17 protein-coding genes are annotated in these 25,638 nt (G+C 68.4%); 11 read left to right on the top strand and 6 right to left on the bottom strand.

The genetic code is table 11. The features are described 5' to 3' along the window. Positions 1-129: 129 nt before the first annotated feature. A complete protein-coding gene (locus HYU53_06980) occupies positions 130-2,916 on the top strand; it encodes a protein kinase (GenBank protein MBI2220938.1) in 2,787 nt (928 codons plus the stop codon). A 3-nt stretch (positions 2,917-2,919) separates the two neighbouring features. On the opposite strand, the gene HYU53_06975 is transcribed toward HYU53_06980, so the two are convergent. Further along, on the bottom strand, positions 2,920-7,275 hold the full coding sequence (locus HYU53_06975; protein ID MBI2220937.1) for a hypothetical protein: 4,356 nt from the start codon (positions 7,273-7,275) through the stop codon (positions 2,920-2,922). Positions 7,276-7,422: 147 nt separating this feature from the next. Between HYU53_06975 and HYU53_06970 the strand changes: the two genes are divergently transcribed. The 4 genes from HYU53_06970 to HYU53_06955 are packed head-to-tail and all read left to right on the top strand — an operon-like array spanning position 7,423 to position 10,907. After that, the gene (locus tag HYU53_06970) at positions 7,423-8,808 is read left to right on the top strand and encodes an amino acid permease (GenBank protein MBI2220936.1); all 1,386 of its coding nucleotides are present in this window, start codon (positions 7,423-7,425) and stop codon (positions 8,806-8,808) included. 3 nt (positions 8,809-8,811) lie between these two features. Then, the gene (locus HYU53_06965; protein ID MBI2220935.1) at positions 8,812-9,744 is read left to right on the top strand and encodes a 2-dehydropantoate 2-reductase; all 933 of its coding nucleotides are present in this window, start codon (positions 8,812-8,814) and stop codon (positions 9,742-9,744) included. A gap of 48 nt (positions 9,745-9,792) precedes the next feature. Further along, positions 9,793-10,614 (top strand): sulfite exporter TauE/SafE family protein, encoded by an 822-nt coding sequence (locus HYU53_06960; GenBank protein ID MBI2220934.1) that lies wholly within the window; start codon positions 9,793-9,795, stop codon positions 10,612-10,614. Then, positions 10,614-10,907 carry a DUF1634 domain-containing protein gene (locus HYU53_06955; protein ID MBI2220933.1) on the top strand — a complete coding sequence of 98 codons (294 nt, stop codon included), beginning with the start codon at positions 10,614-10,616 and terminating at the stop codon, positions 10,905-10,907. Before HYU53_06960 ends, HYU53_06955 begins: the two co-directional genes overlap by 1 nt. 39 nt (positions 10,908-10,946) lie before the next feature. On the opposite strand, the gene HYU53_06950 is transcribed toward HYU53_06955, so the two are convergent. From HYU53_06950 to clpS, 3 genes are all read right to left on the bottom strand, one after another. After that, positions 10,947-11,537: a nucleotide exchange factor GrpE gene (locus HYU53_06950; GenBank protein ID MBI2220932.1), complete on the bottom strand. Its 591-nt coding sequence runs from the start codon at positions 11,535-11,537 to the stop codon at positions 10,947-10,949. After that, the gene (locus HYU53_06945) at positions 11,530-13,860 is read right to left on the bottom strand and encodes an AAA family ATPase (GenBank protein MBI2220931.1); all 2,331 of its coding nucleotides are present in this window, start codon (positions 13,858-13,860) and stop codon (positions 11,530-11,532) included. The genes HYU53_06950 and HYU53_06945 overlap by 8 nt, the downstream gene beginning before the upstream one ends. 72 nt (positions 13,861-13,932) lie before the next feature. After that, complete coding sequence (gene clpS, locus HYU53_06940) at positions 13,933-14,247, bottom strand: ATP-dependent Clp protease adapter ClpS (GenBank protein MBI2220930.1); 315 nt, start codon at positions 14,245-14,247, stop codon at positions 13,933-13,935. Between the two features lie 53 nt (positions 14,248-14,300). Between clpS and HYU53_06935 the strand changes: the two genes are divergently transcribed. Continuing rightward, positions 14,301-15,209, top strand: coding sequence for an MBL fold metallo-hydrolase (locus HYU53_06935; GenBank protein MBI2220929.1), 909 nt, complete (start codon positions 14,301-14,303; stop codon positions 15,207-15,209). 66 nt (positions 15,210-15,275) lie between these two features. Here the strand turns inward: HYU53_06935 and HYU53_06930 are convergent, their stop codons facing one another. Next, positions 15,276-17,207 (bottom strand): adenine deaminase, encoded by a 1,932-nt coding sequence (locus HYU53_06930; GenBank protein ID MBI2220928.1) that lies wholly within the window; start codon positions 17,205-17,207, stop codon positions 15,276-15,278. Between the two features lie 59 nt (positions 17,208-17,266). On the opposite strand from HYU53_06930, the gene HYU53_06925 reads away from it, so the two are divergent. Then, on the top strand, positions 17,267-18,586 hold the full coding sequence (locus HYU53_06925) for an NCS2 family permease (GenBank protein ID MBI2220927.1): 1,320 nt from the start codon (positions 17,267-17,269) through the stop codon (positions 18,584-18,586). Here HYU53_06925 and HYU53_06920 read toward each other — a convergent pair. Next, on the bottom strand, positions 18,568-19,668 hold the full coding sequence (locus HYU53_06920; GenBank protein ID MBI2220926.1) for a LacI family DNA-binding transcriptional regulator: 1,101 nt from the start codon (positions 19,666-19,668) through the stop codon (positions 18,568-18,570). The genes HYU53_06925 and HYU53_06920 overlap by 19 nt on opposite strands. 222 nt (positions 19,669-19,890) lie before the next feature. Between HYU53_06920 and HYU53_06915 the strand changes: the two genes are divergently transcribed. The 4 genes from HYU53_06915 to HYU53_06900 form a co-directional block, all read left to right on the top strand. Then, a complete protein-coding gene (locus HYU53_06915; GenBank protein MBI2220925.1) occupies positions 19,891-23,172 on the top strand; it encodes a carboxypeptidase regulatory-like domain-containing protein in 3,282 nt (1,093 codons plus the stop codon). Positions 23,173-23,305: 133 nt separating this feature from the next. After that, positions 23,306-24,367, top strand: a complete 1,062-nt coding sequence (locus HYU53_06910; protein ID MBI2220924.1) for a nucleoside hydrolase — start codon at positions 23,306-23,308, stop codon at positions 24,365-24,367. A 23-nt stretch (positions 24,368-24,390) separates the two neighbouring features. Further along, positions 24,391-25,446: a nucleoside hydrolase gene (locus tag HYU53_06905; GenBank protein MBI2220923.1), complete on the top strand. Its 1,056-nt coding sequence runs from the start codon at positions 24,391-24,393 to the stop codon at positions 25,444-25,446. Next, positions 25,443-25,638 (top strand): ribokinase (locus tag HYU53_06900; protein MBI2220922.1); only part of this gene is annotated, 196 nt, incomplete at its 3' end. The genes HYU53_06905 and HYU53_06900, both read left to right, overlap by 4 nt.

Raw genomic sequence — 25,638 nt, 5'->3', positions numbered from 1 at the left:
CCATCGGATCGGTGTCGGACGTGCGGCCGGGCGATCCCAGGCGCCGCCGTCGCCACCACCACGTTGGCCACACCGTTGCCCGGTGTCTCCGGCGGCGATGGACCCGCGGCTGCGAATCCCCACGGTCCGTTGGCGCCCGGGCAGGAGTTCGGCGCGCGCTACCGCATCCTGAAGTTGTTGGGCGCCGGCGGCATGGGCGTCGTCTACCAGGCCTGGGATCAGACGCTCGACATTCCCGTCGCCCTCAAGGTCATCCGCCCGGAAGTCCTCTCCGATAAGGTCGCTGGCGAGGAAGTCGAACGGCGTTTCAAGCGCGAGCTGCTGCTCGCCCGGCAGGTGACGCACCGCAACGTCGTCCGTATCCACGACCTCGGTGAAATCCAAGGCACCAAGTACATCTCGATGCCCTTCCTCGAGGGGCGCGATCTCGCGGCTGTCCTCGCGGACGCCGGCAGGCTGCCGGTGACCGCCACGCTCGACATCGTCAGGCAGATCGGCGAGGGACTGGATGCGGCGCACGCGGCGGGCGTGGTGCACCGCGACCTCAAGCCCGAGAACGTGATGATCGATCCGGAAGGGCGCCCCGTCATCATGGACTTCGGCGTCTCCCGCGCGGTCGGCGGCGACACGACGCTCGCGCTGACGACGGTGGGGTCGGTCATCGGCACGATCGAATACATGGCGCCCGAGCAGGCGCTGGGCCAGGCCATCGATCAGCGCGTCGACATCTACGCGCTCGGCCTGATCGCGTACGACCTGCTCGCGGGCCGGCAGCGGTTCGCCTCCGCGACGACGCCGCTGAACGAGATGATGCAGCGGATGCAGCAGGCCCCCACAGCGCTGCGCACGAAGGCTCCCGAAATCCCGGCGGAAGTCGAACGCATCGTCGCCCGTGCGCTCGATCCCGATCCGGAAAAGCGGTATCAGCACGTGCGCGAGCTGATCGACGACATCGAGGCATTTCAACGGGACGGAGAGTTCGTGACGGCGCCGCGCGCGCGCCTGCCGCTGGCGGCGCTCGCGGCGGCCGCTCTGGCACTCGCTCTGACGGTTGGCGGCGCTACCTGGTGGGTCCTCCGCGGCGTCGCACCCGCCGCCGTGCCCCAGCCGCAGCCGATCTCCGTGCTCATCGCGGATTTCGACAATCGCACGAGCGACGCGGTGTTCGAGGGCTCCGTGGAGCAGGCGCTCGGAATCGGGCTCGAGGGCGCGTCGTTCCTGACCGCGTATCCGAGGCGAGACGCGATGCGCGCGGCGGCGCAGATCGCAAGCGACGGGTCGCGCCTGAACGAGCAGGTCGCGCAACTCGTGGCGCGTCGCGAGGGGGTCAAGGTCGTGCTGGCCGGATTCATCGAACGGAACGGTGCCGGCTACCGGATCGCCGTGAGAGCCATCGACCCGGCGGACAACTCCAGGGAGATTGCGGCCCAGCAGGTGGAGGCAGGAAGCAAGTCGGAGGTGCTCCAGGCGGTCGGAACCATCGCCGTCCGGTTGCGCAAGGCGCTCGGCGACACGTCCGCGGAGTCGAACGACCTGGCGCAGCGCGAGACGTTCACCGCGGGCTCGCTCGAGGCGGCGCGCGAGTACTCGCTCGGGCAGGAACTCTCGAACGCGAGCCGCGATGAGGAAGCGATTCACCACTACAGGCGCGCGATCGCGCTCGATCCGAATTTCGGCCGGGCATTCTCGGGCCTGGCGAGCGTGGAGGCCCGGCTCGGGCAGTCGGAGATCGCCGAGCAGCACTTTCTCAAGGCGACGTCGCTCGCCGAGAAGATGACCGAGCGCGAGAAGCTGCGAACGCTCGGCGCGTTCTTCGTTCAGATGAAGGGGGACTACGACCAGGCCATCCAGACCTATTCGGATCTGGTGCGGCAGTATCCCGGCGATGGCGCGGCGCACAACAACCTGGCGGTCGCGTACTTCAACACCGGAAATTTCCAGAAAGCGCGCGAGGAGGGGGCGCGGGTGATCGACGTGTTCCCGCGCAGCGTGCTCTACCGCTACAACCACGCGCTCTACGCGATGTACGCGGGAGACTTCGACACGGCGGAGCGTGAGGCCCGGATCGCACTCGAGCTGAACCCGAATACGCCCAAGGCGTACCTGGCCATCGCCATGGCCAGCCTGGCGCGCGGAAAGACCGCGGCGGCACAGCAGGCGTACGAAACGGCGCGCGGGATCGGCGCGCGCGGCGCGTCGCTCGCGTCGATCGGGCTCGCCGATGTCGCCATGTACGAAGGACGGCACGAGGATGCGGTGCGCATCCTGCAGGCCGGCGTCGCCGCGGATCTGGCCAGCCGGAGCCTGGCCGCCGCCGCGCCCAAGCAGCTGGCCATGGCCGACGCGCAGCTGGCGCTCGGGCGAAAGGCGGAGGCGTTGGCCCTCGTGACCGCCGCGTTGAAGGCACCGCATGCGCCCAGCGTGCTGGTGCCGGCGGCAGAGATTCTCATGGCGCTCGGCCGGGACGCGGAGGCGTCCAGGCTGGGGCAGGAACTCTCAGCCCGCCTCTCGCGCCAGGACCAGGCGGCGGGTCAGGTGATCCACGCGCGCCTCGCGAGCGCGCGCGGGCGCGCGCGCGACGCGGTGGCCGCGCTGCGGGCGACCCGGGAAACCGCCGATCTGTGGCTGGTGAGATTCGCGCTCGGCGCGGCGTACGTCGAGGCGGGCGAGTTCGCCGGCGCGCTCGTCGAACTCGATCAGTGCGCGCGAAGAGCCGGCGAGCTCTCCGCGCTGTTCCTCGATGACGTGCCGACGTTCCGCTATCGCGTGCCGCTGCTCTACTGGACCGCCCGCGCGCAGGCGGGGCTGAACCAGCCGGGCGCGGCAAAGACGCTGGCGGACTTCCTCGCGCGTCGACCCCCGGCCGCGGCCGACGCCATCACCATCGACGCGCGGCGGCGCCTCGGCGCGCGCTGAGCCTTACCGGCACGCGATCGTGATCTGATCGAGCAGCGCGCCCTGTCGCCCCCTGACGCCCACCAGCCGGCTGCCCGACGGGCAATCGAGCGAGAACGGCTCGGTTCCCGGCGCCGCCGTTCCGACCGCCGGTGTCCTGTAGCTCTCGGGGGAGGCGAGGCCGGTGCACGTGACGCCGAGCGTGTCGACGACGTTGCCGCCCCACGTCACGATGCCGGCGGCGCCGTGCACACCGCTGAGGACGAAGCCCGCATCGCACGTCATGTCGTAGACGGCGCCGGTGTCTCCGCCAATGCCGCCGGCAAACACCGGAGTGCCCAGCGAGGTGCCGTCGAGCGTGCTGCACCACAGCTCGGTGCGATCGATGTCATCGCCGGCGCGCCCGCGCAGCGCCGTCCCGACCGACCCGCCCTCACACAGGAAAGGCCCGAACGGAGTGCCGCCCGGACCGCCCGCCGGGCCGACGAACGTGAGACTCACCAGGTGGAAGACGCTGGAAAAACCGAGGCCGGTCGCGTACCCGACCGACTCCACCGTCGCGCGCAGGCGGAACGTGCCCGCCGAGTCCACCGCGATGCCCGAGAACATCGCCTGCCCGTCCACGTTGGCAATCGCGGACGCGCTCGGCGGGATCATCGAGGCGCCCTGGTCGTTGTCATCGAGGCGAAGCGTGACCTGCGCGCCGGGGATGGGAGCGCCCGTCGAGTCCTGCACGCGGACCGCGACGGCGAAGGTCTGGCCCGGAGAAACGGGATCCGGCGGTTGCTGAACGAAGATGACCGCCGGCGTCGGCAGGACCTCCAGGATGAAGAAGGCCACGGCCGAATGGCGCTCGTTCGTCTCGGCGCCAGGCGTGGAGTCGGCGACGCCGACGAAGAATCCGTAGGCGCCCGGCGCCGTCGGCGTGCCGCTGATCGCGCCCCCGGGGCCGAGCGTCAACCCCGGCGGGGTCGCGGGAATGAAGCCGCACTCGATCCTGCACAGCGACGCCGACCAGGACCACGTCAGCGCCCCCACGCCGCCGCCGGCGGCCAGCGCCTGCGAGTACGGGGATCCGATCTGCCCCGCGGGCAGCGCCTCCGTCAGGATTGCCGGCCTGTCGACGACGGTGATCGGGGCAGAGGCAATCGAATTGTTCCCTTCGTCGCTCTCTCCGACATCGTTGCCGCTGTCGGTGATGATCCCGAGATGGAACGTGCCGCTCGCGAGGTCGGAGGGCGTGATCAGCGACCGCGCCAGGGGATCGGTCGCGCCCGGCGCCAGGGGGCCGACACCGTCCGTCGTCAGCAGGGAACGGTCCGCCGGAGTGACGGTGGCATCCGGCGACGCGTAGTAGGTGTGTTCGAAGCCCCCGTCGGCAGACGCCACCACCTGTCCCGCATTCCGGGCGGACACGCCCGCGATCGCGATCGTGTCGCCGGCGACGATGGTCGCGGGCGACACGGCCAGCGGCCCGTCGATCACCAGGTCGGGTGCGAGCACCGCGGACTCGTCGGATGCCGGTTCGTCGTCGGTCAGCCCGTTCGTGTCAACGTTGATGGCCGCCGCCCTCGCCTTGAACTGCACGCCGTGCGTCGGCGGCTGTCCGGCGCACGTCGGGTTGCCGGACCCCGGCGGGCAGAACGCGATCGTGTCGGTGGGATCCGGATCGTACACGCGCAACGTGACATACACCGTGTCGCCGGGCGCGATCTGCACCGTCGTATTCTTCCGGCTGCTGTCATTCGGATCGGGAAACGCGACGTTGAGGTCGGGCAGCGGTTCGTTGAAGAGGATCTGGTTCTCGCGCACGAACGTGAGCCGGCAATCCTCGCTCGAGGGGCGCCGCACGATCCGGCTGCCGATCAATTGAAACACGAACGACCCGGTGTCGCCGCTGACGCTGCTGCCCACCTGGTACGACGATGTCGTGTTGCCGGTGTTCGTGACCGCGACGGTCGCGTCGGTGAGGCTGCCGTTCTGGATATCGGGGTTCTGAATGTCCGGGTTCTGAATGTCCGGGTTCTGAATGTCCGGGTTCTGGATGTCGGGGTTCTGGATGTCAGGGTTCTGCACATCCGGGTTCTGAATATCCGGATTCTGGACGTCCGGGTTCTGGATGTCAGGGTTCTGGATGTCAGGATTCTGGATGTCGGGGTTCTGGATGTCCGGGTTCTTGATCTCGGGGTTCTGGATATCCGGGTTCTGAATATCGGGGCTCTGGATATCCGGGTTCTGGATGTCCGGGTTGTGCACTTCCGTGGTTGCGATGGGGGACGTGGATGCGCGGGACGCGAGCGGATTCTGGATCGCGGGATTCGCGCGGTCGCGATTGATGACCGCCGACGCGTGCAGCTCGGGGAGGCCCGGCGACACCGCGGTCACGATCACGCGCGGGTACGGATCGGTGGCGGATGCGACGTACACCGTGCGCGCCGCCGACGATCGCGGCCCGATGTTCACCTCGATGGTCTGGACCGACGGATCGAGCTGGCGGAACGAGGCCGAGGCGCCCTGCAGCGCCGTCAGCGTGAGCTGCACGAGCCTCGAGTCGGTCGTGTGATTCGCGATGCGCAGCGAAAAGGCGCGCTGGATGCCGGTCGCCGCCTTGCTGTTGCCCGGCAGGATCAACTCGATGCCCGGTGCGATCCGCGACGTGTAGACGTTCGCGTTGCGCGACACCCCCTGGGCGTTCAGCGCGGGCGTGCAGTTCTCGACGGGAATCGTGCCCGGCGCGCTGTAGGGCACGATCGCCGGGTTCCCCGGCACGTCGCGCGCGTCGCGGTTGTCGGTCCAGACCGCGTGAAAGGCGGCGAGCGGATCCGACGCGTTCGTGAACCAGCGCAGCGGATCGCCGGGGTCCTGCAGGTATTGCAGCCCGCCGATATCGATGTAGTCCCCGATGAACGGCCACGTGCCCCCGGCGTACAACCGCATGTTCGGCCTGTTGAACTGCAACTGCCCGCTGCGGGGGTTGCCGAGCGTGTCGTGGTAGTTCCCGAGCGGGTACTGGGACAGCCGGTCCGATCCGCTGAGCTGCAGCACCCCGTAGGTGGCAAACACCGGCGGCAGGCCTGGCACCAGCGTCGCCTGCGCGCCGCGCACGTCGAGCGTGTGGCGGAGCGGAATCGCCTCCAGCTCGTTGATCTGCGCGTTGTGGACGCCCGACACATCGTCCCGCAGGTCGTACCAGATCACGTTCAGCCTGCCGCCGGCGAGGGCCGCGGCCGGCATGATCTGATGGCCCCGATGCGTGGTCGGCTCGACCTGCCGCAGCGGGCTCCACGTCGTCGCACCGCGGGCGAGGCTGGTGTGGACGATGCGCGCGTCGCGGGCGGAACCGGGGCCGAGGGGGCCCACGCGCGCCGCGACGAACAGGTGCAGCGTGCCGGCCTGGTCCACCACGACGCTGGGATACGCGCGCGTGCGGAACGTATCGGGCGATGTGGTCTGCTCGAAGAGCGGGACGTCGGCCAGCGACGAGACGACCTCACCCTTGCTGAACGAGCGGCCGCCGTCGGTGGACCTCGCCAGCAGCACGTTGTCGGGCGAGAACTGCCGCCAGGCCACGTAGATGTGGCTGCCGCCGCTCGATTCGTCCACGCCGATGACCGAGCCCTGGTTGATCGCGAAGCCCTCGCTGATTTTGACCGCGGGCCCGTCGAGCGAGATCGCGCAGGTGCTGCTGCGCGCGAAATACAGCTTCGAGCGGACGTTGTTGTCGTTGCCGACGAACACCGACCACGCGGAGTACACGTTCGTGGCCGGCACGGTCTGCCCGTCAATCGTGCACGTACCCGTGCCGAGGCCGACGGCGAGCGCGGGCTTGTCGATGAACTGGCCCGAGCTGCCGTGATCGACGATCGTCTGCCCGAGATACGCGAAGGTGTCGCCCGCCTCGCGGTTGTTGCGGTCGATGAATCGGGCGACGGCCAGCTTGCCGTTGTTCGTCCCGCGGTTGAACACGATGAACGAGTAGTAGAAGGTCCCCGCAGCGCCCGCGCGCACGTACGGATCCGCGGCGGTGGTGAAGCCGTGCACCGGCGCGTCGAGGCCGGCCTCCGTCTGATCCTGCGGATACCCCGGCATCAACTCCGCGAGCCAGGTCTGCCCGCAGTCGATCGACTTGTAGAGCCCCACCCAGGCATCACCGATTTCCCTGTCGTCGGGAAGGCCGGGGAGATTGACGGTCCGGTAGTCGTTGGCGCCGGCGAGCAGGTGGCAGGGATTGCGTGTGGAGACGGCAATCGAGGGCTCGTTCTGCTTCTGCAGGTACGGGTCCACGCTGACCATGTTCACGTTACGGCTCGGGACGGGAGCCTGGGGGGCGGCGGGCACCGCGACGCACAACGCGACGACGGACAAACAGATCGCGCGCATGGGGGGAGCTCCTCTTGCGGCTGCGGGACGTACGCGGCTGAGCGGCGAATTATGAAGACTCGGGCCCGGTGGGACAAGTGAAATCCGCACGCGCCAGGAAGTCGCCGCCCAGGGAGCCTTTCGCTGATGTGGTACAGTGCGGCGTCCATGACCAGCCGGGCGGATTCGGGCCTCGTCCGCGCCATTGGCCTGCCGAGCGCCATCCTCCTGGTCGTCGGCAGCGTGGTCGGGTCCGGCATTTTCCTGACCACCGGGGTGATGGCCGAGATCCTGCCCTCGACCTCGTTGCTGCTGCTCGCGTGGGTTCTCGGCGGCGTCTTCGCGCTGACGGGTGGTCTCACCTACGCCGAGATGGGCGCGATGTTTCCGCGGTCCGGCGGCGTCTACGTGTTCCTTCGCGAAGCATACGGACCCTTGCTCGCGTTCCTGTACGGATGGACGGCGCTTCTCGTGGTGATCAGCGGCGGCATCGCGGCGGTTGCGGTCGGCTTTGCCGAGTACCTCAGTTATTTCGTGCCGGCGCTCTCGCCACGGCACACGCTGTTTGCGGCCGCGCCCTGGGGAGTGGCGATCGAGGTGTCGGCCGGGCAGCTCGTCGCCGGCGCATCCGTGCTGGCGCTCGGCGCCGTCAACTACGTGGGCGTCCGCAGCGGGAACATGACCAACGCGGTGCTGACCGCCGCGAAGATCGCCGGCCTCGCGGCGCTTCCGCTGCTCGCGCTCGTCGCCTTCACGCACACGCCGCAGCTCACGCCGATCGTGCCGGACGCCTTTCCGCGGCCGCTCGCGTCGTTTGGCATCGCGATGATCGCCGTGCTGTGGACCTACGAAGCGTGGTACTTCATCACGTACGCGGCCGGCGAGATCGAGAACCCCAGGCGCAACGTGCCGCTGGCGCTCTCGATCGGCGTGCTGCTCCTCACCCTCGTGTACCTGTCGGTGAACGTCGCGTACTTCTTCGCCCTGCCGCTCGGCGAGATTCGCGGCGTGACGCGCATCGCCGAGAAGGCCGCCGTCGCGCTCGTCGGAGCGCGCGGCGCCGACGTTGTCGCCGCCACCGTGGTCCTCTCCACGTTCGGCTGCAACGCGGCAGCGGTGCTGGCCGGGTCGCGGCTGCTGTTCGCGATGTCGCGCGACGGCGTGTTCCTCCCGGTCGCAGCGCAGGTCCATCCCCGGTACCACACGCCGCACGTGGCCATCATCGGGCTGACGCTCTGGTCCACGCTGCTGACCCTGTCCGGGACGTACGAGCAATTGTTCACGTACGTCATGTTCTCGTCGGTGCTGTTCAGCGTCTTCGGCGGTGTCGCTCTGTTCCGGCTCCGCCGGCTCAGGCCGGATCACTCCCGTCCGTATCGTACGCTGGGCTATCCGTGGGTCCCCGCAGTGTTCGTCGCGGGCTCGGTCGTCTTCGTGACCAACACGCTGCTCGAGCGGCCGTTCCAGTCGCTCGCCGGCCTTGGACTGCTCGCGCTGGGGCTGCCCGTCTACTGGCACTGGCGGCGCACGCCGGTGCCTGACCTCGAGGATTGAAACGTGCACTTTGCCATCATTGGATCCGGCGCGGTTGGAGGGTATTACGGCGCCAGGCTGGCGCGCGCCGGGCAGCGCGTGTCGTTCATCGCCCGCGGAGCGCACCTGAAGGCCATCCGCGAGCGTGGCCTGGAAGTACGCAGCCCGCTCGGGGACTTCACGGTTCACGCCGAGGCGGACGACAGCGCGGCGCGGGTCGGGCCGGTGGACGTCGTCATGTACGCGGTGAAGACGTACGACAACGCGTCCGCACTGCCGTTGCTCGACGCGCTCGTGGGCGGCGAGACCGTGGTGCTTACCCTGCAAAACGGGGTGGACAGCCCGGACGAGATTGCCGCGAGAGTTGGCGGGGACAAGGTGATCGCCGGCCCGACCTACATTGCGACCGCGCTTGCCGCGCCGGGGCTGATCGAGCAGACCGGCACACACCGGCGTATCGTGTTCGGCGAGATCTTCGGCAATCCGCCGCGCCTCTCCGATCGCGTGCTGGCGCTTTGCGACGTGATGGCGGAGGCGGACATTCAGGCGGAGGCGGTGGCGGACGCGCGGGTCGCGATGTGGGAGAAGTTCAGCTACCTCGCCCCGTTTGCCGGTTTCAGCGGGGCCTCGCGGCTGCCGCTCGGCCCGATCTGGCGCGACGACTTCACGCGCCGCCAGTTCCAGGCGGCGGTCGGGGAGGTCGTGGAGGTCGGCCGCGCCGAAGGCGTCGACATCCCGGCCGACATGGAGGAACGAATCAAGGCGTACGCCGATGCGCTTCCCGGCACGATGCGGGCATCGCTGCTGATCGATCTGTCGCAGGGGAAGCGCATCGAGGTGGAGGCGCTCCAGGGAAGCGTGGTTCGGCGGGGGGCGCGCGCCGGCGTGCCGACGCCGATCATGTCGACCCTGTATGCGGTGCTGAAGCCCCACGCCGCCGGCGCACCGCCGGCGTGAGCCCGGCCTGCGCGACGCCTCTCTGACAATGACGGCTGCCCCTTCGCGATGATCTCACCGCTCGTTGCACTGCTCCTGGTCATGGCTGCCGGCGCGCTCGCCGGCTGCTTCGGCGCCCTGCTCGGAATTGGCGGCGGCGTGTTTCTCGTGCCCTTCCTCAACCTGGGGCTCGGCTACTCGTTCAAGGAGGCGGTGGCCACGAGCCTCGTGACCGTCATCGCCACGTCGAGCGCCGTGTCCGCGCGTACCGCAGGAAAGCAGTTGATCAACCTGAAGCTCGGCATGCTGCTCGAGGTGGCCACCGCCGCCGGCGGGCTCGCGGGCGGGCTCGTCGTGGTGATGATGAGCGATCGGACGCTGCAGGTGATCTTCGCGGTGGTCACCGCGCTCATCGCGGTGGTGATGCTCCGCCGCCTCGACGCGCGCAACGTGATCCTCGATTCCGGGGCGGATCCGGGGCGGCTCGGCGGCCAATACTACGATGCGGAAAGCGGCCAGATGGTGACCTATCGCGTGAAGCGATTGCCCGTGGCCCTGGCGGTGTCGTTCGCAGCCGGGAACGTCTCCAGCTTCCTCGGGCTCGGCGGCGGCATCCTGAAAGTGCCTGCCCTGAACGCGTGGTGTGGCGTGCCGATGCGGCCGGCCGCGGCCACCAGCGCGCTGATGATTGGCGTGACCGCCGTGGCCGCGGTGCCCGTCTACTACTCGCACGGCTACATCATCGAGAGCGTGGCGGCCGCCACCGTGCTGGGCGTGCTGGCGGGCTCGCGCGCCGGCTTCGCGATCTCGGCCCGCGCGCGCGCGAAATGGCTGAAGGCGCTGATGGTCGCGGTGCTCGCCGGTGTGTCGCTGTCGTACCTGCTCAAGTGATGGCTGACACCGAACCGCTCCTCCGCCTCGAGAATCTCCTCGGCCGCGTGCTGGTCATCGGGCTGATTGTGAGCGCGTCGGTGCTCGCCGCCGGCCTGATTCTCGAACTCCTGGGCCGGAACGCGCATGCCTGGCTTCAATCGGGGCTGATCGTCCTGATGGCCACGCCGATTCTCCGCGTCGGCGTGTCCCTCGTCGAATACGTCCGCATGCGTGACTGGTTTTTTGCGCTGACGACCGCGGCGGTCCTGGCCGTGCTGCTGACCAGCGTCGGCCTCGCGCTGGCGCGGTAGTCACCGCAAAATCCGCAGAACCTTCTCTTGTGAGGGCCCTTACGCGCCGTACTTGCCGACCGCCACCATCGCGGGGCGCAGCACTTCCTCGTCGACGGCATACCCGTGCGCGACGATGCCGACGATGCGGCCGTCGTGTTCGGGGGTGGGGACCGGCACGGTGGTGACGGCTTCGTGCCGCGCGGGATCGAACCTCTGCCCCTCGAGATCGATGCGGCGGATGCCGAACCCTTCGAGCTTCGCCAGGAACTGCTGCTGCACCATCAGGATGCCCTGCAGCAGCGCCTGGAAGTTCTGCGAGGTTTCGCCCAGATCGACCGCCTCGGCGGCGGCGTCGATCGCGCGATCGAGGTTATCCAGCACGTCCAGCAGCTCGACGAGCATGGCCCGCCGGCCGCGCTCGATCTCCTTCGAGGTTTCCTTGCGCAGTCGCGCGCGCGACTCGTCGAATCCGGTCGAGGCCTCGCGATATCTCGACAGGTACTCCTGGATCTCCTTGTCCTTCTCCGCCAGCCGCTTTTCCAGCTCCTCGACGTAACTGGGCTTCAGCGACGGCTCCTGCGACCCGGCGGCGGCGGTGCCTTCCTCGCGCGCCCACCAGCGGCGATCGATCACTTTGATGTCAGTCATAGCGAAAGGTCAGCAGATCGTCCTCGAGTCCGATCCGGACGGTGCCGCCGCTCTCGAGCTGCCCGAACAGGATTTCGTCCGTGAGCCTGTCGCGCACCTGCGCCTGGATCACGCGCGCGAGCGGCCTGGCGCCGTAGACCGGGTCGTACCCCTTCCGGCCCAGCCAGGCGCGGGCGTCTGGCGACAGTTCGATGGCCACGCGCCGCTCGGCGAGCTGCGCTTCGAGCTGCAGGATGAACTTCTCGACGATCGTCTCCATCACGGGCGGCGTCAGCGGGCGGAACGGCACGATCGCGTCCAGGCGATTGCGGAACTCCGGGCTGAACAGCCGCTCGACGGCCGTCTTCGCGCGACCCTCGGCGTCGCGCCGACGCGCGTCCGCCACCTGCTCCGCGTTGGTGCCGCCCAGGCCGAAGCCGATTGACCCGGCGCTCAACTCGCGAGAGCCGGCGTTGGACGTCATGATGAGCACCGACTGGCGGAAGTCCGCCTTGCGCCCGGTGTTGTCCGTCAGCGTGGCGTGGTCCATCACCTGCAGCAGGATGTTGAACAGGTCCGGGTGCGCCTTCTCGATCTCATCGAGCAGCACGACGCTGTACGGATGCGTGCGCACCGCGTCCACCAGCAGTCCTCCCTGTTCGAACCCCACGTAGCCGGGCGGCGCGCCGATCAACCTCGCGACGGCGTGCTTCTCCATGTACTCGCTCATGTCGAAGCGGATGAACTCGTTGCCGAGGTGGAGCGCCAGCTGTTTCGCCAGCTCGGTCTTGCCGACGCCGGTCGGCCCGGTGAAGAGAAAGCAGCCGGCCGGACGGTCCGGCTGGCCGAGACCGGCGCGCGATCGCTTGATGGCAGCGGCGACAAGCGCGACGGCGTCCTCCTGGCCGAACACGACGCGGCGCAGCGATGCATCGAGATCGCGCAGGCGCTGTTTGTCGGACGAGGAGGCCTGCTTGGCCGGAATGCGCGCCATGCGGGCCACGATGCTTTCAATGTCGCCCACCGTGACGGCCGCTGGCGCGGGGGGCGGTGCCTCGGCCTGGCCCTCAGCCTGGGCTGGGGCCGGGGCCGTTCCGCGGAGCCGCAGCATCGCGCCGGTCTCGTCGACGAGATCGATCGCGCTGTCCGGCAGCTTGTAATCGCGCAGGTGGCGCGCGGCAAGCTTCGCGGCCGCCTCGAGCACCTCGTCGGGAAACGTCACGCCGTGATGCTGCTCGTAGCGCGCCCGCAGTCCCTGCAGGATCTTGACGGTCTCGTCGGTTGACGGCTCGTCCACCTGCACCTTCTGGAGTCGGCGGGCGAGCGCCCGATCCTTTTCAATGTGCTTGAACTCTTCGAACGTGGTCGAGCCCACGAGCCGCAGCTCGCCCGTGGTGAGCACGGGCTTGATCATCGTGGCGAGATCCATCGTGCCGCCGGTCGTGGCGCCCGCCCCCACGGTGGCGTGGATCTCGTCGATGAACAGGATCGGTTTCGGACGGCGCCGGAGCGCGTGGATCACCGCCTTGAAGCGCTCCTCGAAGTCGCCGCGGAAGCGGGTCCCGGCGAGCAGCGCGGCGGTATCCAGCGAGAATATTTCCGCACCCGCGAGCACCGCGGGGACATCGTCCTGCAGCAGCCGCGCGGCAAGCCCCTCGGCGAGGGCCGTCTTCCCGACACCCGCGTCGCCGACAAACACCGGGTTGTTCTTCCGGCGGCGGCAGAGGATTTCCATGGTCCGCTGCAGCTCGATCGTCCGGCCGATGAGCGGGTCCAGCTCGCCCGCGCGCGCGCGTTCCGTCAGGTTGATGGCGTAGGCGGCCAGCGGATCGCGAGCGGTCGTCGGCCCTTCCTGCCCCGTTCCGCCGGTGACCCCCTCCGCGTCTTCATCCGGTGATGCGGGCTCGAGCGGCACCTTGCTCACGCCGTGAGAGATGTAGTTGAGGATGTCCAGCCGCGTGATGCCCTGGTCCTCGAGCAGCCGGGCCGCCTGCGAGGCGGGCTGCTGCATGATGGCGGCGAGCACGTCGCCCGACTGCACTTCCGGCCGCCCCGCGCTCTGCACGTGCAGGACCGCGGTCTGCAGGACGCGGCGGAACGCCAGCGTCTGCTCGGGCTCGCGCTGCTGTCCGCGGGGGAACTGCTCGACGTTCTTCTTGAGAAACGTGTCGAGCTCACGGCGCAGGTGCGGCAGGTCGGCGCCGCAGGCCGCCAGGATGCGCTCGCCGTCCGGATCGTGCGCGAGCGCGTAGAGGAGATGCTCCAGCGTCAAGTGCGTGTGCCGGCGCGCGGTCGCCTCCCGGTACGCCACCGTGAGCACGAGCTCGAGAGAGGAACTAAACATACCATCCCGCCGCGGGCGGCTCGGAAACCGCAGGGGGAGAAGTGATTCTGCGGATCCTGCGCGTTCTGCGGCTCATTCTTGTTCCAGTATCGCCTTCAGCGGAAACCCGCTCTCTCTCGCGCGCGCTTCGACCGCCGCGACCTTCGTTTCCGCGATTTCAAACGGGTACACGCCGCACATGCCACGCCCCTGCGTGTGGACCTGCATCATGATCCGGAACGCCTCGGCCGGCGCCTTGTTGAACACCGACTCCAGGATCTCCACGACGAAGTCCATCGTCGTGTAATCGTCGTTGAGCAGGACGACCTTATAGAGCTCGGGCTCCTTCGTCTCCTGCCGCGTGCGTTCGAGGACCTGATCGCCGGTCTGCCGCTGAGTGTCCGTCATGTCCCCCGAACCTTCAATGATAGCAGCGTTGCGGGGTACAATTCTGAACACCCATGGCCATCATTGCGACAGGACTGGACTACGCGGACGTCCGTTTCCGGGGCTATCCCGGCATCATCGCCACCGGCATCCTGCACGGCCGCGCCGGCCTCGCGCTGGTCGACCCCGGCCCGCAGACCTCGCTCGCCACGCTGACAGCTGAACTGCGCGAGCGTGGCATGTCCACGCGCGACGTCACCGAGCTGGTCGTCACGCATATCCACCTGGATCACTCTGGCGCCGCGGGACACCTCGTGCGTGAGAACCCCGCGATCACGGTGTACGTGCACGCCATCGGGGCGCCGCACCTGATCGATCCGTCGCGGCTCCTGGCCAGCGCCTCGAAGCTGTACGGCGCAGACATGCAGCGGCTGTGGGGAGAGATCCTGCCCATCCCCGCGGCGAACGTGAGGGCGTTGCAGGGCGGGGAACGCATCACGGCCGCGGGGCGCGCGCTGCGGGTGGCGTACACGCCTGGGCACGCCAAGCACCACGTCAGCTACCTGGACGAGGCGAGCGGCCTCGCCTTCGTCGGTGACACGCTTGGCATCCGTCGCGCGCCGGGGACGTACGTCATGCCGCCCGCGCCCCCGCCGGACATCGACCTCGACGCCTGGTTCGAGAGCGTGCGGCGGATCCTCGCGTGGAAGCCGTCGAGCGTGTTTCTCACGCACTTCGGTCCGTTCGATCATCCATCGTCGCACGCTGACGAGCTCGTCGCGCGTCTCGAGGAGTGGGCCGGACTCGCGAGCGCCCTGCTCGGTCGTACCGAGTTGAGCGATGCGCAACGCTGCGGTCGATTCGTGGAAGATGTGCGGCGCGATCTCCGAAGGCGGATGTCGGCGGAGGACGCGGAGGGATACGAGCGGTCGGGACGAATCGACTATTCGTGGACGGGACTCGCGCGCGCGCTGTCGAAATAAGGGGGACAGTCACACTTTCCGGGACCGCTGCTTCGGAAAGTGTGACTGTCCCCCTTCCCTCCCGCGTCAGAACACCACGGGCATCCGCTGCTGTGTCTCGAGATTGAAGAGGCCGAGGTCGGTCAGCGAATACTTCCACGGATCGCACGTCAGGTTCATGAACGTAATGCGGTCGGTGGGGTGCTCCGCGAGCGCGGGCGCCGGGTGCAGCCCCGCGGCCACCTTGTCCAGTTTGCGGATGGCCTCCGCCACCGCCAGCGGGTCGTCATCGCTCATGAGCCCCGCAACCGGCAGCGGCAGCTCGGCGAGCACGGTCCCGTCCTTGACGATGACGTACCCGCCACCGATGGCGGCGCACCGGTTCGCGGCGACCGCCATGTCCTCGTCGCTCGCGCCGAAGACGCCCAGATTGTGATGGTCGTGGTTGACCGTCCACGCGATCGCCCCCTGGTCGAAGCCCAGCTCCCAGAACGAGACGCCGATGCTCATGCCCTTGCCGTACCGCTCGACGATCGCGAACTTGGTGATGCCTCGCGGCAGGTCGCGCTGCACCCGGCCGCCGCTGGCGGGCAGGGTCTTCGTGATCGGCCCCAGCTCGCGCGAGAAGTACCTGGGCGGCAGCACGTACGCCCGCACGTCGCGGCGATTGGGCGGCGCGAGGATCTCGAAATCCGACGCGCGCAGCTCCCGCGACAAGCGCACCGTGTTACGCAGCGCGGGATCGATTGGGCCGGCGTCCAGGGGGCCGGCCAGCCGCCCCTGTTCCGCGACGAGGCGGCCGTTCGCGAACACGCGATCGATCGCGACCTTCTCGAAGTCCGAGACGATCAGGACGTCGGCATAGCGACCCGGCGCGAGCACGCCGTGGAGATGCGAGACCTGCCAGTGGGCCGCGTTGTTGATCGTGGCCATCTGGTACGCGGTGATCGGCGGCACGCCCAGCGCGATCGCCGTGCGTACCTCGTGGTCGATCCCGCCGCGGTCGAGGAGATCGGCGACCGTCCGATCGTCCACGGCAAGGCCGACATTCCGCCAGTCGCGCAGCGGGAGATCGACGAGCTGCCGGATGATGTCGGCCGTCCGCTCGGTCTTCAGCTGCAGGTGCACCCCCTTGCGCAGCATCGTGAGCGACTCGGCGATGCGGGACGAGTGGCTCGACATGATGCCCGCCGCGATCCACCCGTCGAGTACGTCCAGCGGCGGGCTGCCGTGGCCCGCCACGACGCGGCGATCGTCGAGCGTGGCCTGGATGACGCCGTGGAGCCGTGCCGAGCCGTCGAGCACGCGCGGCAGATCCATCACCTCGTCGATGCCACGCGCCTCCTCCGGCCACCGCTCGAAGGCAAGCGCCGTTTCCGAGTATCCGATGTAGCCGCTCGTCGTCTCGACGGGACTTGGAGGGGTGGCCGACGACACACAGGGATAGATCTTCTGCGGCAGCCGGCGGCCGGCCTCGACGAAGTACTCCACGCCCGGCAGTCCCCGCGCGGCATTGGTAATTTCGTGCGTGCCCTCGAAGTACGCCGTCAGCCCCTGGGGAAGAGTGACCTCCGCGTGCCGGCGTGCGCTCAGGCGGCTGCTCTCGCCGTGGTAGTGCGCATCGACGAAGCCCGGCACCAGCGTCATGCCCGTCGCGGTCACCCGGACGGTCCGGGGGCCGACGTGCCGTCCGACATCGCCGATGGCGGCGATCCGATCGCCGGCGATCGCCACCCCCCAGCCTGGCAGCAACTCCCCCGTGATGGTGTCGAGCAGGGTGCCGCCTTCGATCACGACGTCGGCGGGCTCCTGTGCCAGCCCCACACGCATCAGGCGGAGCCGGCCGCGCATCCGCTCCTGCGCGTCGGCAGGCAGCGGCTGCGACGTGGACCCGTCGCCCGGGCGCGGCGTTGTCTGCGCCGCACTCACGTCGCGCGACATCGCCGCCCATGCCGACGTCCCCACCGTCCCGGCGAGAAAACGGCGGCGCGTCCACCCGTTCGAGTCGTCTTGCGTCATGATTGCTGGCTCCATTGGAGTCGTGCGCCACTTCGGATAGACTGCGCGGCCAGTCCCCCATGATGAATTTCGATCTGCACGCGCGCGGCACGACGACCGCGCGCGAGGTCCGCGGCGGCCTCACCACGTTTCTGACGATGGCGTACATCCTGTTCGCCAATCCGTCGATCCTTGCGTCGGCGGGAATCCCGTTCGAGGCGGCCGCGGCGGCGACGGCGGCTGCCGCCGCCATCTGCACGCTGCTCATGGGACTCGGCGCGAACTTTCCCATCGCGCTGGCGCCCGGCATGGGCCTGAACGCCGTCGTCGCGTTTCAGGTCGTGGGACAGACCGGCTCGTGGCAGGCGGCGATGGGACTGGTCGCGCTGAACGGGCTGATCGTGCTCGCGCTCGTGCTGGCCGGCGTGCGTGAAGCGGTGATGAGGGCCATTCCGCTCGACCTGCGCCGCGCGATCAGCGTGGGTATCGGGCTGTTCATCGCCTTCATCGGAGCGGTGAACGCGCGGCTGGTCGTCATCCCGGCGGGTTCGCTCGCGGCGATCAACGCCGATCCGCTCACCACCGTTCCTCCCGTCACGCACGGGTCGCTGCAAGCCGCCGAGCCGCTCCTCGCGCTGGGCGGGCTGCTGATCATCGCGTTCCTGCTCTCGAAGAAAGTGCCCGGCGCGATCGTCATCGGGATCGTGGCCGCCACCTCCGCCGGACTCCTGATCGGCGTGTCGCACTGGCCGTCGGGTGCCTGGTTGCGGATGCCCCGCTTCGACACGGTGCTCCAGGCGGACCTGAGGAGCGCGTTCGACATCCGCTTGGCGCCGCTGCTGCTCTCGATCATCATGGTGGACTTCTTCGACACGCTCGGCACCGTCACCGCGATTGCCGAAACCGGAGATCTGCACGATCGGGAGGGACGCATTCCGCGGCTCCGTTCGATCCTGGCCATCGACTCGATCAGCGCGGTCGTTGGCGGCGCCTTCGGCGTGAGTTCGGTGACCTCCTACGTCGAGTCGGCCTCGGGCGTGGCCGAGGGGGCGCGCACCGGCCTGCACAACGTGGTTGTCGCGAGCCTCTTCGCCGCCTGTATGTTCGCGGCGCCGCTGGTGGCCGTCGTGCCCGCGGCGGCCAGCGCCGCGGCGCTGATCGTCGTCGGGTTCCTGATGTGCCAGCAGATCGCGAGGATGGACTTCAGCGCCGTGGACACGGCGCTCCCCGCGTTCCTCATCCTGCTGCTGACGCCGGTGACGTTCTCCATCTCTCATGGCATTGGCTACGGCTTCATGGCCTACGTGGCGATCAAGTTGCTCGGCGGGCGCGGGCGCGACGTGCAACCGATGATGTATGCGGCCGCGGCGCTTTTCGCCGCCTATTTCTGGCTCGCGTGAGTGCCCGCGCGCGACGCGCCGCACGACGCCCTGACGATCAGCTTCGTTTCCAGAATCACATGCCGCACCGCCCGGTCGGGCCGTGCGATCCGGTCGAGTAGAAGGTCCGCCGCGGCCGTTCCGATTTCCTGCGACGGCTGGCTCACCGCAGTGAGCGGCGGGTTGAGTGAGGTCGCCCACGGCATGTCGTCGAAGCCCACGAGCGCGACTTCGTCCGGAATGCGGATGCCGGCCTCGTGGAGCGCCCGGAGCGCGCCGAGCGTCATCAGGTTGTTCGCCACGAACACCGCCGTCGGGCGACGCGCGAGCGCCATCAGCGCCTTCATGCCGTCATACCCGGTGCCCTCGCGGAAATCGCCGCGATAGACCAGCTCGGATCGCAGCGGCAGGGCGGCCGTCCGGAGGGCTTCCCGGTACCCCTGCTCGCGTTCCATGGCGGTGCTGTGCCTCGACGGGCCGCCGAGCAGCGCTACGTCGCGGTGGCCCATCGCCGCCAGGTGCGCGACGCCGATGCGGGTGCCGTTCACGTTGTCGACCGTGACGAGATCCGCGCGGAGATTCGACGGCAGCCGGTCGACGGCGACGGTGTGCACCGGTGGCGCGAGCAGCTGGCGGTACGTGTCGCGGGCGGCGTTGATCGGCACGAAGATGATGCCCGCCACCCCCTCGGCGCGCAGGGTCTCGAGGATGGTTCGCTCCCGCACCGGGTCCTCGTCGGCGTTCGACAGCAGCAGCGTGTAGCCGGCCGCCTGCAGCACGCTGTCGATGCCGCGCACCACGCCCGTGAAGAACGGATTCTCGAGGTCGGGGATGACGACGCCGACCGTCTGGCTCGTGCCCACGCGCAGGGTCCGAGCGGCGCGGCTCGGGCGGTAGTTGAGGGCGCGGGCGGCCTCGTGCACGCGCACCCGCAGCTCCGCGCTGACCGATTCCGGATCGGCGAAGGCGCGCGACACCGTGGCAATCGAGACGCCTGCGCGGTCGGCGACGCGCTGAATCGTCGCGGTCCGCCTGAGGCCGGCGGCCGACGGCTGGCCGCCCGGGCGGCGGCGCGACCCGGTCCGTGCGCGTGTTTTCGCCAAGGATCAGCCTTTCCCTGCCGCCGTGCCCGGTCTCCACGCCAGGAAAGCCTTGACAGACGGCGGCGCGCGCGCTGTAATGCGCGAATCGTTTACATCCAAATCGGCACTATAGCGGACAAACACGTGGAATCAACAGCTAATTTGCCGAAATTTCTTGTAAACGTTATCAATCCAGTTTGGCCTGGCGTGGCATGCGACGGCCACTGCCGATAGGTGGGCACCATGAAGAGACCGTCCCTGCGAGAAACGACGTGCATCGTGGCGCTGGCGCTGCTGCCGGCAGCCCCGGCGTTCGCCCAGTCGGTCGGCGCGATCTCCGGCACGGTGATGGATGAATCGAAGGCGGGAATCCCGGGCGCGGTCGTGACGGCCCGCAACGAGGGCACGAGTGCCGTGCGCGAGGTCGTGACGGACGCCGCCGGCCGCTATGCCATGCCGCTGCTGCCGATCGGCAGCTACACCATCGGCGCGTCGATGAGCGGCTTCCAGACCCAGGAGCGGAGCAAGGTGATCCTGGAGGTCCAGCAGAGCCTCACGCTCGATTTCGTCCTGGCGCTGTCCTCGCTGGCCACGGAAGTGACCGTCACGAGCCAGGTCACCAACGTCGAGCTGCAGCGCAGCGACGCCTCGCTCGGCCAGCTGATCAACGCCCAGCAGGTCGCCGAGCTGCCCCTGAACGGCCGCAACTTCGTGCAGCTCGCGCTGCTCGGACCGGGCACCGTGACGGGGCGCGCCGGCAGCTTCCTGGCCCAGGGCCCCAGCAGCGAGGTCTCGTACCGCGGCAGCATGTCGGTGTCGGCGCAGGGCATGCGGGAAAACGCAAACGACTGGCTGTACGACGGCGTGGACGACAACGAGCTCACGGCGGGCGGCGTCGGCATCCTGCCCAACGTCGATTCCATCCGCGAGTTCAAGGTCATGACGCACAACTATCTGGCGCAGTACGGCAGCCGGGGCGGCACGACCGTGCTGGTGAGCAGCAAGTCGGGCGAGAACGCGTTCCACGGAACCGCCTTCGAATTCTTCCGCAACGACGCGCTCGACGCGCGGAACTTCTTCGACGGCCCCAAGAAGCGCAAGTGGAGGCAGAACACCTACGGCTTCTCGCAGGGGGGGCCGATCGTGCGGGACAGGACGTTCTTCTTCGGCGGCTTCCAGGGCAACAACATACGCGAGGGCCTGACGACGCTGCTGACCGTCCCGACGGCGTTGCTGCACCAGGGCATCTTCACCGAATCGTTCCCGGGCGCCCCTGCCGCGACGCTCTACGACCCGGCGACGACCCGGATCGACCCGGCGACCGGCCGGCTGATTCGCGATCCGTTCCCGAACAACACGATTCCCGCCGGCCGCATCGATCCGATCGGCAAGGCGCTCCTGGATCTGCTGCCGCTGCCGACCTTCACCGACAGGCTCGCGGGGAACTATCTCGCGAACCCGGTCAAGACGCTGGACGATTACCAGGGGGACATCCGCATCGATCACAACATCAGCAACGACGATCGGCTGTTCGGCCGCTTCAGTTTCGAAGAGGCGGAGCAGTTCCTGCCGACGGGTCTGCCGGGGTTCGGCGCGCCTGGAGCGTTCTCGAGCAACCAGTCGTTCGAAACCAACGCGCGCAACGTGGCGGTCTCGCAGACGCACGTCTTCAGGAACAACCTGATCAACCAGTTCACCGCCGGTTACAACCGGGTGTTCAACTACATCACGTCTTTCGGATTCGGGTCGAACAAGTCGGCGGAGCTGGGCATCCCCGGCGCGAACCTCGGCACCCCCGAGACCTCGTCGCTGACCCGGATGACCATCCAGAACTTCGTCGGGATCGGAGACCGCGGGTTCTCGCCGTTCCAGGGCGGCACGAACGTGTTCCACTACAGCAACGTCCTGACGCTGGTGAAGGGATCCCACGCCCTGAACTTCGGCGGGTCGGCGCGCATGATGCAGTTGAACCTGCTGGGGGACACCGCGCTCGCCGGGCAGTTCTCGTTCACACGGTTCTTCACGGCCGGCTTCACCCCCACCGGCGCGCTCGACGCCAGGACCGGCAACGCCGTCGCCAGCCTCCTGCTCGGCCTGCCGGCGTCGGGCGGGCGCAACGATCAGCTCCAGGGCTCCGTGAAGGGGCGCCGCTGGAAGGAATTCCGCGGCTTCATCGACGACACGTGGCGGGTGAACAACAGCCTGACCATGACGCTGGGTCTGGCGTACATGGTCACGACGCCCCAGTCCGAGGCGCACGATCGCTTCAGCAACTTCGATTTCGACACCGGCGAGGTCTTTGTGGGCGGGACGGTCGGCGTGAAGACCGACTGGAGCAACGTCCAGCCCCGCATCGGATTCGCGTGGAGCCCGAAGGAAAGCACCGACACCGTCGTCCGCGGCGGCTACGGCATCTACCACGACGTCTCCGCGATGGGCGGTTCCACCGGCCCGTATCAGAACCCGCCGTTCGCGAACGCGTATTCGTTCACGAGCGACAACATCACGCCGGTCCGCACGCTGAGGACCGGCTTCCCCGACAACAGCCAGCCGGTGGATCCCGCCAACTACCGCGGCGACTGGACGACCATCGACGTGGACTTCAAGCAGGGGCGCGTCCAGCAGTGGAGCGTCAACCTCGAACGGAAGCTGCCGTTCAGTTCCGTGGCGAGCATCGCCTACGCCGGCACGTATGCCGATCGGCTGTTCGACAAGAGCCGCAACCTGAACACGGCGACGCCGGGGCCCGGCTTCAATCCCGCCGCCCGCCGCCCGTATCCGCAGCTGCAGGCGGTGACCGCCGCCCTCAGCCGTGGCTGGATGAAGTACAACTCGCTGCAGCTGAAACTCGAGCGCCGTTCGGCGGGCGGATTCTACCTGCTCGGCTCCTACACCTACGCCAAGGCGACGACCAACGGCGTGTCCGGTTTCGGCGGCGACCCGGGCATCGTCTATTTCCCGGTGGTCACCGATGAGGACATCGACGTCGGATCGGCGAACACCGACCTGCGCCACAACCTTTCGCTGAGCGCGCTGTACCAGCTGCCGTTCGGCCGGGGGGAACGCTTCCTCGGCGATCTCTCAGGCCTGCCTCAGGTGATTCTCGGAGGCTGGAGCATCAACACCATCCTCGTCGCGCACAGCGGGTATCCGCTCGGCATGAGCATGTCGAGCAACCAGTCGGGCACGGCGTTCGGCAACCGGCCCGATCGGGTTTGTGATGGGAAGCTGGACAACCCGACCGTGGCACGCTGGTTCGACACGAGCTGTTTCGCGGCGCCCGCGCCCGGCACCCTGGGCAACGCCCCGCGCACCAGCCTCTTCGGGCCCGGCCGCTGGAACGCCGACGTGGCGCTCTCCAAGAGGTTCGACCGGTTCCAGTTCCGCGCGGAGATCTTCAACGTCTTCAACAAGGCGCAGTTCTCGGCCCCCGGAACCGTCGTCGGCGCGCCCAACTTCGGCGTGATCCAGTCCACGGTGAAGTCTCCGCGACAGATCCAGTTTGCGCTGAAGTACGTCTTCTAGCGCCTCGCGCGCGGGGGGCCACGGGGCCCTCCGCGCGCCAGGGCCCTTCTGCGACTCACCCATCGCCCGCATTCGTCCCGTCCTTGTGGAGGACCCATTCACGATGGCCAGGCGCGATCACAGGAAGTGGACCATGGCGGTTGCCGCGATGCTCGTCCTCGCGGCGCCGCCCGGCGTCCACGCCCAGAAGAAGGTGTTCATCGACCAGGACCTCGGCGGCGCGACGGGGACCGACAATCAGTCGATGCTGATGCTCCTGCAGGCGCCGGACATCGAGGTGCTCGGCATCGGCATCGTGTCCGGCGACGGCCAGGTGAAGGCCAGCACGCAGTGGACGCTCCGGATGCTGGAGCTGACGGGGCACGGGCACATCCCGGTGGCGCAGGGGGCGAAGTTTCCGCTGATCAATTCGCGCGAGGAAACCGCGCTCTGGGAAGCGATGTACGGCACGTTCGGGTACAAGGGCGCCTGGAACCCCGCCCGCTATCACAGCCCGGACGAAGTGCCGGCGCTGCCGATCGGCAGCCCGTCGATCAAGCCGATCGACACGCATGCCGCGCTCTTCCTGATAGAGACGGTTCGCAAGCACCCCGGGGACGTGATCCTCTGGTGCGGCGGGCCGTTGACCAACGTCGCCATCGCGCTCGCGCTCGATCCCGAACTCCCGCAGCTGGTCAAGGAGCTGGTGCTCATGGGCGCCGGGTTCAACGTGGACAAGGGGGGGAATCACCGCGTCAACGGCCGGCGCGAGTTCAACTGGTGGTGGGATCCCGAAGCCGCCCGCATGGTGATGAGCGCGCCGTGGAAGAAGATCACGATCACGCCGGTCGACATCTCCGTGAAGACCAGTCTCTCGGAGGACATCAAGGCGGCAATCGCCAAATCGGACTCTGCGACCGCGCAGTATCTCACCGCGTACTCGCGGCCGGGCGGGCCTGGCGGCGGCGGATACATGTGGGACGAGATTGCCGCGGCCGCCGTGATCGACCCGTCGATCATCACCGAGACGAGGCAGCTCAAGGTCAATATCGACATCGATCACGGCGCCGGCTACGGGCAGACGATCTTCATCGAAGACACCGTGAAGGCGCCCGACTGGCTGTGGAAGGTGTCGACCGTGCAGGTCGATCTCGACAAGGACAGGTTCTACAAGCTGTACATCGATCTCATGTCTCGGCCGTCGAAGACGCGCTGACGAGCCGTCGAGGGCAACAATCCATGAAACGCATGTGTACCTGCGCCGTCCTCCTCGTGCTGTTCGCCGCCGCTCCGGCGCTGTCGCAGCAGCCGCTGAAGATCGTCTTCGACACCGACTTCGCCTATCCGCCCCAGGACGACGCGATGGCGCTGTTCTTCGTGCTCAACTCTCCCGAGCTGGACATCCTCGGCATCACGACGGTGGCCGGCAACAAGAGCCGGAACGTCGCTACGGCGGACGTGCTGAAAGTGCTGGAGGTGACCGGCCGCACGGAGATCCCGGTCTTCGAGGGCGCCGCCAGCCCGCTCGTGCACGAGGGGACGGAGTGGGACACGCGGCGGCACGGCGGGTGGTATTCGAATCCGGCTGCGCCGGAGCCCCCCGGAGGCTTCGCGACGAAGAAGGCGGAGTCCAGAACCGCGGTGGACTTCCTCGTCCGCACCGTCATGCAGAACCCGGGACAGGTCACCGTCCTGGCGATCGGCCCGCTGACGAACATCGCGATGGCGATCCGTCAGGAGCCGGAGTTGGTCCGCACCGTCAGGCAGCTGGTCATCATGGGCGGCGCCATCGCGTCGCTGCCGGACGGCGCCGGCAACCATACACCCAACGCCGAGTTCAACTTCTACGTCGATCCCGAAGCGGCGCAGATCGTGCTCCGGTCGGGCATGCCTATCGTGCTCTCGCCGTTGAATATCTCGCGCAAGGCCAGGTTCACGAAGGAGTGGTACGATAAGGTGGTCGCCGTCGACACTCCCATCACGCGCCTGGTCAAGGATCGTCTGGGGCCCGGCTTCCAGCAGCGGCCCGACAGGTCCTCCTTCATGTACGACCAGATCGCCGCCGTCACCCTGATCGATCCCACGCTGATGAAGACGGTTGACCTGTATGTCGACGTGGACGCGAACCACGGCCCCAACTACGGCGTCTCGGTCGGCGCGACGCAGCCCTGGCCTGGCGGCGAACGCGCCCGGAAGATGCAGGTGCAGACCGATCTCGATTTCGACACGTTCATCCGGTTGTACGTGGAGCGCATCACACGGCCGGCTCCGGCCATGAAGAGAGGACAGGAATGACTCCTCCCCGCATCGCCGTCGTCGGCAGCGCCAACATCGATCTCGTCACGTTTGCCGACGCGTTTCCCGTTCCCGGCCAGACGATCTTCGGCCAGGACTTCGATCTCGGCTTCGGCGGGAAGGGCGCCAACCAGGCGGTCGCGGCGCGTCTCTGCGGCGCGCAGGTCTCCATGGTGGCGAGGGTTGGCTCGG

Source organism: Acidobacteriota bacterium (assembly GCA_016184105.1).
Classification (GTDB): domain Bacteria; phylum Acidobacteriota; class Vicinamibacteria; order Vicinamibacterales; family 2-12-FULL-66-21; genus JACPDI01.
This window is presented reverse-complemented; position numbering and strand designations above follow the sequence as displayed.